This is a genomic window from Arthrobacter sp. NPDC056691, from assembly GCF_042791415.1.
Classification (GTDB): Bacteria; Actinomycetota; Actinomycetes; order Actinomycetales; family Micrococcaceae; genus Arthrobacter.
Genome location: NZ_JBHTXX010000059.1, coordinates 1 through 13,132, shown reverse-complemented (window position 1 = coordinate 13,132; position 13,132 = coordinate 1). Strand labels below are relative to the sequence as shown.

At 62.0% G+C, this 13,132-nt stretch carries 11 protein-coding genes; 7 read left to right on the top strand and 4 right to left on the bottom strand.

From position 1 onward, the window contains the following. The first annotated feature begins 205 nt into the window (after positions 1 to 205). The 5 genes from ACFRAU_RS25840 (at position 206) to ACFRAU_RS25820 (ending at position 6,403) form a co-directional block, all read left to right on the top strand. Positions 206 to 685 (top strand): MSMEG_3727 family PQQ-associated protein, encoded by a 480-nt coding sequence (locus tag ACFRAU_RS25840; protein ID WP_378001990.1) that lies wholly within the window; start codon positions 206 to 208, stop codon positions 683 to 685. A 15-nt stretch (positions 686 to 700) separates the two neighbouring features. Next, positions 701 to 2,386: a PQQ-dependent dehydrogenase, methanol/ethanol family gene (locus ACFRAU_RS25835; protein WP_378001989.1), complete on the top strand. Its 1,686-nt coding sequence runs from the start codon at positions 701 to 703 to the stop codon at positions 2,384 to 2,386. A 62-nt stretch (positions 2,387 to 2,448) separates the two neighbouring features. Then, a complete protein-coding gene (gene pqqA / locus ACFRAU_RS25830) occupies positions 2,449 to 2,544 on the top strand; it encodes a pyrroloquinoline quinone precursor peptide PqqA (RefSeq protein ID WP_377996210.1) in 96 nt (31 codons plus the stop codon). A 159-nt stretch (positions 2,545 to 2,703) separates the two neighbouring features. Beyond that, a complete protein-coding gene (gene katG, locus ACFRAU_RS25825) occupies positions 2,704 to 4,938 on the top strand; it encodes a catalase/peroxidase HPI (protein ID WP_378001988.1) in 2,235 nt (744 codons plus the stop codon). Positions 4,939 to 5,653: 715 nt separating this feature from the next. Then, the gene (locus ACFRAU_RS25820) at positions 5,654 to 6,403 is read left to right on the top strand and encodes an MIP/aquaporin family protein (protein WP_378001987.1); all 750 of its coding nucleotides are present in this window, start codon (positions 5,654 to 5,656) and stop codon (positions 6,401 to 6,403) included. 527 nt (positions 6,404 to 6,930) lie between these two features. Here the strand turns inward: ACFRAU_RS25820 and ACFRAU_RS25815 are convergent. The 4 genes from ACFRAU_RS25815 to ACFRAU_RS25800 all read right to left on the bottom strand — a co-directional run bounded on the left by ACFRAU_RS25815 (position 6,931) and on the right by ACFRAU_RS25800 (position 10,354). Beyond that, positions 6,931 to 7,374: a DUF1232 domain-containing protein gene (locus tag ACFRAU_RS25815; RefSeq protein WP_378001986.1), complete on the bottom strand. Its 444-nt coding sequence runs from the start codon at positions 7,372 to 7,374 to the stop codon at positions 6,931 to 6,933. Positions 7,375 to 7,378: 4 nt separating this feature from the next. Beyond that, positions 7,379 to 7,945, bottom strand: coding sequence for a Chromate resistance protein ChrB (locus ACFRAU_RS25810; RefSeq protein WP_377998062.1), 567 nt, complete (start codon positions 7,943 to 7,945; stop codon positions 7,379 to 7,381). Between the two features lie 289 nt (positions 7,946 to 8,234). Further along, positions 8,235 to 8,873: a 3-hexulose-6-phosphate synthase gene (gene hxlA / locus ACFRAU_RS25805; protein WP_377998061.1), complete on the bottom strand. Its 639-nt coding sequence runs from the start codon at positions 8,871 to 8,873 to the stop codon at positions 8,235 to 8,237. Positions 8,874 to 9,949: 1,076 nt separating this feature from the next. Then, positions 9,950 to 10,354, bottom strand: coding sequence for a heme-binding protein (locus tag ACFRAU_RS25800; RefSeq protein ID WP_377998060.1), 405 nt, complete (start codon positions 10,352 to 10,354; stop codon positions 9,950 to 9,952). A 633-nt stretch (positions 10,355 to 10,987) separates the two neighbouring features. On the opposite strand from ACFRAU_RS25800, the gene ACFRAU_RS25795 reads away from it, so the two are divergent. Beyond that, positions 10,988 to 12,091, top strand: a complete 1,104-nt coding sequence (locus ACFRAU_RS25795) for a dipeptidase (RefSeq protein ID WP_378001985.1) — start codon at positions 10,988 to 10,990, stop codon at positions 12,089 to 12,091. A gap of 462 nt (positions 12,092 to 12,553) precedes the next feature. Then, positions 12,554 to 12,700, top strand: coding sequence for a hypothetical protein (locus ACFRAU_RS25790; protein ID WP_377998057.1), 147 nt, complete (start codon positions 12,554 to 12,556; stop codon positions 12,698 to 12,700). The last annotated feature ends 432 nt before the right edge of the window (positions 12,701 to 13,132 follow it).

Genomic DNA, 13,132 nt, shown 5'->3' with positions numbered 1-13,132 from the left:
TGTTTGGGTGTTGGTGTGATTTGGGTCTCGTGGTGAGTGGTGTGTTTTTGGGGGTGAGCGGTGTGGTGGGGTGGTCGGGCGGTTGTGTCTGGTTGTGGGGTTGGGGTGGGCATACGGTTGTCTCTCATCTGGCTCGGACGAGCGAGTGGTTGCGCAAGGGGAGTTCGCGTGACTCGGGTGTGATTTCACGAGGAGGTGATGTCCAGTGACGATTACTGATGAAGTGGCGATTGCTGAGGAACGGTCTGTTCTGCTGGCGAAGTACGGCTTGGACGGACAGAACAAGGCGACTATGGGTCGGGTGTTGGGGACCGGTTCGATTGCTGAGGCGGTCGAGCGTGCTGACGGGACGATGGAGGCGACGGTCCGGATCCGGGAGGACGAGTGTTGCTGGGAGCCGGCGATCCTGATTCTGCCGCATGGTGGTGATCTTGAGTTGACGGTCATTAATGATGACAAGAACACGCATGCGTGTTTGTTGCCGAATAATGGTGGCCCGAAGTTTCTGGGGTTGCTGAATCATTCGAAGGGTCGGGCGAGGATCAACCTGGATGGTCCGGGTTATTACTGGTACAGCTCGCCGGCGGGTAACGATGAGGGTCGTGGTCTGACCGCCGCCATTGTTGTGAAGGGCGAGGTGCCTCCGGAGGCCCGCCTGGACCGGCCCGATCAGATCCGCCCATAGAAAGGGATTGAACCGATGACAGTCGAATATGTGGACGCCGGCGAGGCGATTGACCATAGTGATCTGAGTCCCGCGCCCGGTGTTGCGCCTGCGGTGACGGACAACGTTGATTACGAGCGTCTCCTGCAGGCGCGTTCGGAGTCGCAGAACTGGCTTACGTATTACGGTGCCTATGACGGGCAGCGGTACAGCTTGCTGGATCAGATCAATACCGAGAACGTGAGCAAGCTCAGTCCTGCGTGGATTTTCCAGGCTGGGCAGGCTGGTCATATCGCTGGTGGGTCGACCTATGCGTTTGAGGCTTGCCCGTTGGTTGTGGATGGCGTCATGTATGTGACGGGCTGGGACGGCTGGTTCTGGGCTCTTGACGCGGTCACGGGCAAGCAGTTGTGGCGTTATAAGCATGCGGTGCCTTTCGATGTTTCGTTGTGTTGCAGCAACGTGAACCGGGGTTGCGCGGTGGCTAATGGGAAGGTCTATTTCGTGACTCCGAACGCCCAGTTGCTGGCGTTGGATGCAACTAACGGCGAAAAGGTGTGGCAGAAGACCATCGGCGATGTGCGCGCGGGGGAGAGTGCCTCGCTGGCTCCGTTGGTCATCAAGGACACGCTCATTACGGGCAGCGCCGGCGGCGAGTTCGGTGTGCGTGGCCATATCGATTGCTGGGATCTGGAGACCGGTGAGCATCGCTGGCGCACTTACACCGTGCCCAAGCCTGGCGAGCCGGGCTCGGAGACCTGGCCTGCTGATGGTGAGGCCTGGGCGCGCGGTGGTGGAAACCACTGGGTTACCGGGACTTATGATCCGGAGTTGAACCTGTACTACGCCGGTACCGGCAACCCGGCACCTGATTTCGACGGCGGGGTTCGGGAGGGCGACAACCTCTATACCGACAGTGTTATCGCGCTGGATGTCGATTCGGGCGAGATCAAGTGGCATTACCAGTTCACTCCGCACGACCTGTGGGACTACGACTCCACGATGGAGATGACCCTGTTCGAGCGGGACGGCAAGAAGTTGCTGGGTCACTTCGATAAGAACGGCTACTTCTTCGTGCTGGACCGCACTAACGGTGAGTTGCAGCACGTGACTCCGTTCGTGGACCGGATCGACTGGGGTGTGATCACCCGGGACGGGAAGGTGACTCCGCGGAAGTACCCGGACAAGGAAGGCGAGCCGGTGCACTTCTTCCCCGGCCCGGCCGGTGCGAAGGAGTGGACGCACGCGGCGTTCAGCCAAAAGACCGAGCTGTTCTACGTGCCGGTGGCTGACGTGGGTGCCACCGCTACCCGCCGGCGTCGGGAGTTCAAAGAGGGCATGCCGTATTGGGGCGCTGCTGTTCAGGTGGACATCGATGACATGGCCGGGTCGGTCAGCGCGTTCGACACCTATGGTGAGGAAAAGTGGCGTTACCGTATCGATTACCCGATGGCCGCGTCAGTGCTCGCTACGGCAGGGGACCTGGTCTTCGCGGGCACCCCGACCGGTGAGTTCGTCGCTCTGGACGCCCGGACCGGTGAGAAGTTGTGGGAGTTCGAGTGTGGCAGCGGTCACCACAGCAGCTGCTCGACCTACAGCGTTGACGGTAAGCAGTACGTCGTTGTCCCGGTCGGTTGGGGTGGATGGCTCGAAGGCATCGTCCCGGCACTGGGCAGCGCAGGCCACGGCAGCGCGTTGATCGCTTTCGCCCTGCCCGGCTGATTCCTGGCCCAATTACCCGCCCATTCAGGCACCCGCCCAGAGACCGAAAGGAGAAAAAGACCATGACCGTTGATAACAACCGGAAAACGTGGGAAGCACCCACGATCGCGGAAATCCGCGTGTCCGCCGAGGTAACCGCCTACGTGGCAACCAAGTAGAAGAATCCGGTGGGGTGCCGGAGCCAAACCTGGCCCGGCACCCCACCGGCCACACAGCGAAAGGATGTAACCGGTGATGCTCACGCGCATACTGTTTGACACCTCACCGGACATCCAGTTACAGATAGAGTCCGTCGAGGCTCGCCTGAAGGAGTAGCCATGGCTGGGAGTCCTGACGCCCACGTCGACCGTACGTACCACCAGACCCTGGCCGCGCGGCGGTCGTCCAACCGGCGGAATGTTCCCGCGGCAGGCGGAAACCCACATGCCGGTCAGCCCCAGAGGCTCGACCTGAGCTCCTTAGCACGGCCTAACCGCGCCGCCAATCCGTTGGGTGAGGACTTTGACTACGCCAAGGAGTTCCTCTCGCTGGACCTCGGCGACCTGGCACGCGATGTGGACGAAGTGTTGACTACCTCGCAGGACTGGTGGCCCGCCGACTTCGGACATTACGGACCGCTTGTGCTGCGAATGGCCTGGCACAGCGCCGGCACTTACCGCATCGGTGACGGAAGGGGAGGTGCCAGCGCGGGAATGCAGCGCTTCGCCCCATTGAACGGGTGGCCTGATAACCGCAACCTGGACAAGGCGCGCCGACTGCTATGGCCGGTTAAGCAGAAGTACGGCCACAGGATCTCCTGGGCGGATCTGATGATCTTCGCGGGTAACCGTGCGCTGGAATCCATGGGCTTCAAAACGTTCGGGTTCGGCGGTGGCCGGGAGGACGTATGGGAGGCCGACGAGACCTACTGGGGGCCAGAAGACACGTGGTTCGCCGACCAGCGACACAGTGGCATCCGGGAACTGCACGAGCCCCTGGCGGCGAGCGAGATGGGACTGATCTACGTCGATCCGCAGGGTCCAGCCACGATGCCCGACCCGATAGCCGCCGCACGCGACATCCGTCAGACGTTCCGTCGCATGGGGTTGGACGACGAAGAGACCGTCGCGCTGACTGCGGGCGGGCACACGTTCGGCAAGACCCACGGCGCGGCCGACCCCAAAACTTGTCTCGGACCCGAACCCGACGCCGCGCCGCTCGAGCTACAAGGGCTGGGCTGGGCATGCAACTACGGAACGGGCAACGGTGCCGACACGGTCACCAGTGGGCTCGAAGGGATCTGGACACCCACGCCGACCAGCTGGGACAACAGTTTCCTGGAGGTACTTTTCGCCTACGAGTGGGACGTGACGCTCAGCCCCGCCGGGCAATGGCAATGGATCCCGAGCGACGGTGCCGGTGCCGGCACCGTCCCGGACGCCCATGACCCGTCCAAAACCCATGTCCCGACGGTCCTCACAACTGACCTCGCCTTAAAGGATGATCCAGCATACGCGGCGATCGCGCGGCGATTCCTGGAGAACCCAGACCAGATGGCGGATGCTTTCGCACGGGCCTGGTTCAAACTCACGCACATTGATATGGGTCCAATCAAGCGCTACCTGGGCTCACTCGTCCCCTCAGAACCACTGATCTGGCAGGACCCGGTGCCCGAAGTCGATCACGAGCTCGTCGATGCTGACGAGATCGCCGCGCTCAAGAGCCAACTCCTCGAGTCGGGCCTGACGGTGGCGCAACTCGTCTCCACGGCGTGGGCTTCGGCTGCCACGTTCCGCAACAGCGACAAGCGTGGTGGCGCCAACGGTGCCCGCATCCGACTTGAACCGCAGCGAAGCTGGGATGTCAATGAGCCCGAAACGCTGGACACGGTGCTGGGAACACTTGAGCACATCCGCGAGCAGTTCCACGATTCCCAGCGTGACGGCAAGAGAATCTCGCTTGCCGACCTGATCGTGCTTGGCGGGTGCGCCGCGGTTGAACATGCTGCCGCCAGCGCAGGTCATGACATCGAGGTCCCGTTCCGGCCGGGACGCACGGACGCAACGCAGGAATGGACCGATCCCGAATGGTTCGCCGTACTGGAACCGACTGCGGACGCATTCCGCAGCTACCTCGGCAAGGGCAACCGACTGCCGTCGGAAGTTCTGCTCATCGAGCGTTCACGTCAGCTGACCCTGGGTGCCCCCGAAATGACAGTGCTGCTCGGCGGCCTGCGCGTGATCGGCGCCAACCACGGCCGATCCCCCCTGGGCGTGCTCACCTCGACACCGGGGCACCTGACCAACGACTTCTTCGTCAACCTGCTTGACATGAAGACCGTGTGGGCGCCGAAGCCCGACGATGCCACCGGGGAGGCGACTTACGAGGGCCGCGACCGGCACACTGACGAGGTGAAGTGGGTCGCAAGTCGCACCGACCTTGTTTTTGCGAACAATGCAGAGTTGCGCGCGCTGTCGGAGGTTTACGCGAGCCAGTACGCTGAAAAAAAGTTCATACGCGACTTCGTGTCCGCGTGGAACAAGGTCATGAATCTTGACCGGTTCGATCGGTGACACTGCCTTCTGCCGAATGGTGCGGGTTAGCCGGCCACTCGAGCTAACCATGCTGTTTTCCGACGCACCGGACCGGGACAGCTTGAACCGTGGAGACGGGCCAGCTCCGCGCCAATGACGACGACGAGCCCCAGCATTTTCTTCCAGACAGCATGACCCATGCGAACTATGTGCTTCGAAGTCCGGCTCGCCGCACGGTGCCGGAGCGGGGCCCTGTCAGTCATGCGCGCTGAGACTCCCACGTGTCACCACATTCATCCAATCAACATCCCGGCAGTACAACTAGTCACGCATTCCTGTCCGTGAACCAGGCGTCGGACGCCTTCCCGGCGGCCATAGATTCTGCCACGAGCGTCCTCCTGGGCTTCTCTGACGCCTGAATCCAATGAGGTGAGTCGGGCACAGACCCGCAACCGGACGTGGCAGGTTAACGCGGTCGGCTCAGCTTGGAGCTTGCTGCTCCGGGCGGGCTACCGGGGCTGGAACGACCGCAATCCCAAAGTGTGGCCAGCACCATCAAAAACAGTGCTACCCCTGCCCTTCGTTTCGTGAATATGGACGCCACTCGGAAGGCGTCCATTCGGGCGGCGTAGACAGACCGTGGACCGCCCAGGGAGAGCCGGCGCACCATCCGGCCGGCAACGCAACAGCGGTTCCTGCCCAACAGCCCCTCAAACTCGTGAGGGGCTGAAACCAGAAAATAGAGGAGCTAAACATGTCTCTTGGAGTTGTTTTTCTATCCGAAGTATGCGGCACCGCGATGCTGACCCTATTGGGTTGTGGCGTGGTGGCAAACGTCGCGCTCAAAGGTACCAAAGGTAACAACGGCGGATTCCTTATGGTCACCTGGGGTTGGGGCATTGCTGTCTTCGCTGGTGTCTATGTCGCTGCCAAGTCCGGTGCCCACATCAACCCCGCCGTCACCCTGGGCCTGCTCATCAACGGCAAGGCGGAGTATGCTCCCGGCGTCAAGGTCGAGCTGGCGTCCACACTCACTTACTTCGGTGGCGAGCTACTGGGCGCTTTCCTGGGCGCCGTGATCATGTGGCTGGCCCATAAGCAGCATTTTGACACCGAACCCCTGCCCGCCAACAAGCTCGCCGTTTTCTCCACCGGCCCGGGCATTCGCTCCGTCCCGTGGAACCTGGTCACCGAAAGCATCGGCGCCTTCGTGCTCGTCTTCGTCATTCTGACGTTCGGCGGGTCACCTTCCGGACTCGGCCCGCTGTCCGTGGCCCTTCTCGTGGTGGGTATCGGCGTGTCCGTTGGCGGCCCCACTGGCTACGCCATAAACCCCGCACGTGACCTCGGTCCCCGAATCGCCCACGCCTTGTTGCCCATCGCGGGCAAGGGCTCCAGTGACTGGAGCTACTCTTGGATCCCGGTTGTGGGCCCGTTGATCGGCGGATCGCTGGCGGGGGCCGTTGCTGCGGTCGTCCCGATTATCGCCACAGCGGCCTCCTGACCGCCAACGCCCAGACAGGTCACTAAGCCAGCGCCTTGGACAACTGACAATAACGTCACCATGGAGAGGCGCGAATCGCCATCGGCTAAGGCACCAGCAGCACCGGACCATCGTGTTCGATTAACAGGAAAGGCCACACGTGACGTCGTCCGCAATCTGTCCTCGTCAGGGACAAGATTGCGGACACGGCGGCCTTAATCGACGAACACGGGTTTAGTGAGCTTGCTGGGCGCGGTTTAGGAGGTCGCGCGGGACGGGGTGTCGCTGGCCAGGGCAGCAATTGCCCCAGCGATCTACTTTTGAAGGCACCCGGTGCCTCTCAACTGCAGCGGAGGTTTACACCATCAGGAACGGGCGGTTACGCTTCTGGCCCCTCGTAAACCATCTCCATCAGTGCGCTGACAATGCCGAAGGCCACAATGAAACAGGCCAGGGACAGTCCCGCCACGCCGCGGCTGGGTTCTATCAGTGACCCTCTCGTGCTGGCGGCCCGGCGGCCCCGGTGGCCTGTCGTGTCTGATCGGGACTTACGAATCTAGGGGTCTGGCTTTTGCGTCGGAAGGACTGATCCCGGCGAGCCGTTCGATGATAAGCAGGCCGACCGGGGATCCGGGCCAGTGCCGGCGCAGCGGTTCAGGCCCTGCGGAACGAATGACGGAGCGCAGGACAAGAGCGACGATGATTACGTCGTCAGCGCAGCCGATCACGGGGAGGAAATCCGGAACCAGGTCAAGCGGCAAAAGCAGGTAGGCCAACAGCAATATCAGTTTGACCCGCACGCCAAGCGAAACAGTCTTATCGGCCGTGAGCCTCCGGATCACCCGCAACAGGTCCGGTAGCAGACGCAAAGCGTCCTTCATCCCCACGGTTTCCGGGTTATGGCGGGCATACACCCACAGCCCGGCCAACAGGACGACATATACCGTTGCCACTCCGGTTAAGATTGCCGGCAGTGTCTCCCACAATTCCACGGTCCTACTCCCCGTTCCCTGGATGAACAAGCGGACCGGCTGGGGTGTGCAGCGCTGAATAGACGCGCTCTGCGTACTCATCAAAGAGGACAGCGCAATGGCGCAGAAGCTCGTCAGCGGCATCGGCTTCGTCGAGTTCAAGAACGTCGCGGCTCTTCAGGTCACGGAACCAACGGCGCAACCGCTCCAAGCTCTGCTCTTCCTCCTCCAGTTCCGCCAGGGTAAATTTTCCGTTCCGTGTCTCCTTGGCGATTTCTTCGTCGAAGCCCTTGCAGTCACGGGAAAACTCCTGCCATTCGTCCAGGCGCTGAGCGCGGAAGGCGGTACGAAGCGGATCTGCTGCGTGGTCTTCAGTTCCGGGTGTGGGCAGCACGAGAACTTCTCCGGAACCGCGGGCCGCCAACTCCACAACTTTTTGAACAGCCGATGAAAAATACGGCGTTTCAGGCACTGTCCAGACGCCGGAGGACACCGGCGCGGCACCGATCTTGCGCAGTTCCCGCCATACTGCAACCCTCGTCCGAGACGACTCCCCAGGAGGTAAACGAACAATCAGGAGCAACCAATTCATGGGACAACCATACCTGTATCATCCCAGTATGTAACGCCTGCTACTTTCGAATGTGTAGTGACGCTGGCGCGGTCGTATCGGGCCGGCTTGGTGTGGATCAGTTGCCGGGTGCGGTGGCGCCGCCGGCCCTTTGCCCGGTGGAGACGTCTTTTGTCCTGGCCAGACAGGTCCTGACGGGGGCCTCCTGTTTTAGGGTGTCCGTGCGTTGCCGATAACGGATCCCGTAATCTCATCGCCGCCCGCCCCTGGCGTTGCGATGACAGCACACGGGCGTGGTGGCTCCGCTGCTCTACGGTGCCGGGCGCCACATGATTGCGCCACGGAGTTCCCTGGCGACCAGGGCGGGGTCGGCTGCCCCATAGATGGCACCGCCGACGACGGCGACATCGGCGCCGGCCTGCTGGACTGCGTCGATGGTGCTCGGCTTTACACCGCCGGCCACGGAGAACGGAACGCGGGCTTCGACTCCGGCGCGGATCAGACCGTTCAGGTCGAAGCCGGGCTTGGCCTGCTCATCCAGGCCGGCGTGCATCTCGACGAACTTCGCACCCAGGGCGCGGACTTCCTTGGCACGGGTGACCTTGTCCGCGATGCCGATCAGGTCGACGACGACGCCCTTGTTGTGGGCCTTGGCAGCCGTGACCGCACCGGCGATGGTGGAGTCATCTGCGGCGCCGAGCACGGTGACCAGGTCAGCGCCGGCCTTGAACGCGATGTCGGCCTCAAGCTCACCGGCATCCATCGTCTTCAGGTCAGCGAAAACGATCTTGTCCGGGTGGGCTTCCTTGACCGCGGTGATGACGGACAGGCCCTCGGCCTTGATCAGCGGCGTGCCGAGTTCGATGATGTCAACGTATTCGGCAACCTTGCCGGCCAGCTCGAGAGCGGCTTCGGTGGTCAGGAGGTCGATAGCAACTTGGAGCTTCATGATGTTGTTTCCTTCGGTAGGGAACTGCAATTGGTGTGGAAGGTGCTTGGGTTACCCGAGATTGGCGGTCACCCGAGGTTGGCGTGGCGCAGCCACAGCTCCTCAGCCAGCTAGGCGTCGTTGCCCCAGATCGCCTCGGTGGCCACGAAGAGTCCCTGCCCGATGAGGGGCCCGGCGTACCGGCGCCAAACGCTGGTGCAGCCTCCAGAGTTAAGCCTGCATTCATCGTTGTGTCATTGTCGGGTCGAGGGAACGCTAACTTGGGATGGTGTTGACTATCTATTTGGGTAGGTAGCCGTCTGGCCCGTCCCGCACAGCCGGATGAATGGCCCACAGCTTGTTTACTTTGGAGCACATAGCGGAGCCGCAGAACAAGCCCGCATTTCCGGCAGAAATCGTCAGTTCCTGCGGCTCACCGAAGACTGGTGAAAAATTCCTTCCGCGGCAAAAATCAACTGCAAAGAAGCCTTCCGACTGTCACAAACTGCTTGATGGGTACTGCGAGACCGCCATACATTTCCTAAATGCGGCCTTTGATAAGTTCACTTTGGCTCCGGCTCGCACAAGACGTGCTCCATATGCTCACGCTAACGTCTTCTTTTGAACCCACGAGTTGCTCGATGTGCGGGCATCGGGGGCCCGGTGACGATTCCCAGGCTACGGACTGGCTCATAGTCGCAACGGGTGCCCTGCCGATTTGCAGCAACTGCTCGTTGATTTTTCTCCTGAACGACCCCAGGGACGACCTATTCACCCTGCTATGGTCACCGTTGCGCAACTGCTAGGCGCCGCCGTCGTGGTTTCACGGGGGCCCTGAAAAGCCGGGGACACCAGCGTTTGATGTCCCCGGCTTTGGCGTGGTGGCCGCCCCGGAGCGGGGTGACCTAAACGTTGAAGTCGACCGTGGCGATGTTTGACAGACCTGGTTCGCCGACAATTCGAAGAACGGCAGCGTGCTGAGCCCAATGCAACACAAACACAGTGTCGCCGGGCAGCGTCCCCGGCTGTTTAGTGCCATCTCTGCCCCGTAGAGAACGCTAGGCTAACGTGCGGCACTGCCCTTTCGGCTTTGAGGATCAGCTGATGACGCTTGCGCCGGCCTCTGCAACCGTCTGGTCCTGTTCGCCTGAGCCTCCGCTGACGCCGACTGCGCCGATGACGTTTCCGTCGCGGGTTAGCGGAATGCCGCCGGCGAAGATCACAATCTTTCCCTGGTTGCTGGCGTGGATACCGAAGTACTGGTTGCCGGGCTGCGAGTTGTCGCCCAGGTCCTTGGTCTGGATGTCAAAGGAGCGGGAGGTAAAGGCCTTGTTGATCGAAATATCAATGCCGCCGATCCAGGCACCGTCCATGCGTGCGTGGGATATTAAATTTCCGCCTCCGTCTACAACGGCAATGTTCATCGGAGTGCCAATTTCCTCTGAGCGCTTTTCAGCCGCTGCAATAATAGCGCGGGCCTCGGCGAGCGTGGGTGAAGTCATTTGCTACTCCTTCTTGTTGGGGTCTATCCGGGTTTAGTTGACAGTTTGGGCCGACATATCGGCAGGGACCTGTTGAGCGGTCTTGTTCGTTGAGCAGTCTTGTTCATTGGCTCAAATTTGACTGGATTGCAGTCGGTGATTGCAACCCTAACCGGAATCGGGATAGAACGGGAGGCATGACTACTTCAACGGACGCAGGCGTAGCGTCCCTGGCTACAGGGAATGCACCAATGATGCGAAGTCCTTCCACCGCGAGGGCATCCTGACGCCGTCTTCCCGGGCGCCAACGTCCTGTTCGCGATCTTCCTCGCCCCAGCTGGCCATCCCGTTCATCCTTCCCAGTCTTGAACAACGCCGTCGCTGCCCGGGTCGGACCGTTTGAGCACGTACGCTGGCCTGATGATTCCGTAAGTGGCAGACGCCTGCGGGGTCTTTCTGCTCAGGCACCTTTTCCGCGCTTTCAGAGCATCCTGGAAGCGGCGTGAACGAAGCCACCCTAATCAGCCGCATCCTCACGCCGTCCGAGGGCCGATCGTGTCGCTTGGCGCGTTCGTCATCGTAGGCGCATGGAACGAATGCATCTGGCCGAACCCATGACGCCGTGCACGGATGAAACCCCTTGGAGGACCACGCATGACCACCGAACACCACCTGATTATCGATGGCCACAACGACATGTTGTGGAAGCACCACAAGCTGGCCGGCCTGGACTTTGGCCGGCTCGACCCTGCGCACGTGCAGCCACAGCTGCATACCGACCTCGTCCGCCTACGCCGAGGCGGCGTCGGGGCCCAGTTCTGGTCAGTCTGGGTGCCCAGCACCGCCGACCCGGCAGATATGGTCGCCTTGACGCTCTCCCAGATTGAGGCGGTCCACAGGTTGTGCGAGTCCTACAGCCACCTCACGACTCTCGCCCGATCCGCCGACGATATCGAACGCTGTTTCGCCGAGGGCCGCATCGCGTCGCTGATGGGCCTGGAGGGCGGGCATCAGATCCTCGAATCCATCGATGTCCTGCGCTTCCTGTACCGCAGCGGGGTCAGGTACATGACGCTGACGCACAACAAGAACACCGGCTGGGCGGATAGCGCAACAGATGGCCCGGGCGTCGGTGGCCTCAACGCATTCGGCGAACAGGTGGTCGCCACCATGAACGAACTCGGCATGCTCGTCGACCTCTCGCATTGCGCCGACACAACCGTCGAACACGTCACACGCCTCACCACCGCGCCGCTGTTCTTTTCTCATTCCGGCGCGCGGGCGCTGTGCGATCACCCCCGCAACGTCACCGATGCCACGCTGAAGGCGGTCAGTATGAGCGGAGGGATTGTCATGGTCGTCTTTCTCCCAGAGTTCCTCTCCAAGGACTATGGTGCGTGGTCCTCGGCACGCAAATCCGCGGAGTCGGGTTGGATCGGACCGCAAGCCGCCGCCTTGGAAGCCGCATGGCTCGCGGACAACCCCAAGCCGCCCTGCGGTATCCGGGAGATCAGTGACCACATAGACCACATCCGTAACGTCGCCGGGATCGATCATGTCGGGATCGGCAGCGACTTCGACGGTATGACGCCGCCCGACGACATGGCCTCGGTGGACCGCTACCCCGCACTGCTCGCGGAGCTCGACCGGCGCGGATGGTCAAGCTCCGACCTCGCCGCACTGACGCATGGCAACATGGTCCGCGTCCTTCGCGCCACCGAGGCATGTGCGGGAAATGCCAGGAACGTGGAAGCATGACGGGTTCCGGGATGCATGCGTCCCGCCATCAGCCGAAATCCTCTCGATCCTCGGGCTTCTCCGCCAAAAGGGCAACTCCGGCTTCCGGACCAGCCCCCTCCGCTGTTTAGGGCGGACGCTCCCGTGCACTGGCCACTGACTTGCCTGCACTTGGGGCGCGCCTGCCTCCAACCCCCTTCAGCCCCCGCTATTTGGGTGCATCGGCGGGTGGTCTCGCGACTGATGCCCAATTCCGGAGGGGACCCGCCCAACGCCTGGTCCCCGAATGACTGCTGTCTGTCAGGCACTTGTGGCCACTCGAACGGATCAGCCAACTAAAGCAATCCAGCACGTGGATACGGTGCTGAGTCAGCAGCTCGTCGCAAACGCATCAACGTACCCCCGCGAAACGGCCGGCGGCTCGAGACCGTGCTGACCGGGACGGGGCCGGTGAAGACCTCAGTTCCCAGGAAGAGCGACAGGTTGTTCAAGCTACAGATCGTGGCAAGCGGCAGCGCCCGGGGGACCGGTGCGGGTGACCTGGTGGTTTCACTCTTGGCCAAGCTTCTCCCGCTTGCCGGCGGACTCCGTAACCGGTCCAGCGCAGCCGCCTGGCTGGGCGCGGTGTAGAGCGGCTTCTGGTCTATGCCGGTCTGCGACCAGTCCTGCCTGGCGGCAAGGGCGCTGTTGCGCGGCAGGTGAACCATGCAGACTGCACGACGGTCTGCGGCCACACTGCCCTGGCTGCATCGGGCGGGCTCCTTTGAGACCGCGACACCCCGCCGCCGACGGAGTCCTGGCCAACGCGTGGCAGAGGTGGTTCCGTTCAACAATTCCACGACGACATCCACCGCCAACGCGGCCATGGAGCAACCGGTCGAAGCCACCTTGCGCCTTGGCGATCTGGTTTGTGGGGCGGGTGTTGTGCCGGGAGCTTGGATGATTTAGCGGCCTGTGGTTTCGGTGATGTTTGGGTGTTGGTGTGATTTGGGTCTCGTGGTGAGTGGTGTGTTTTTGGGGGTGAGCGGTGTGGTGGGGTGGTCGGGCGGTTGTGTCTGGTTG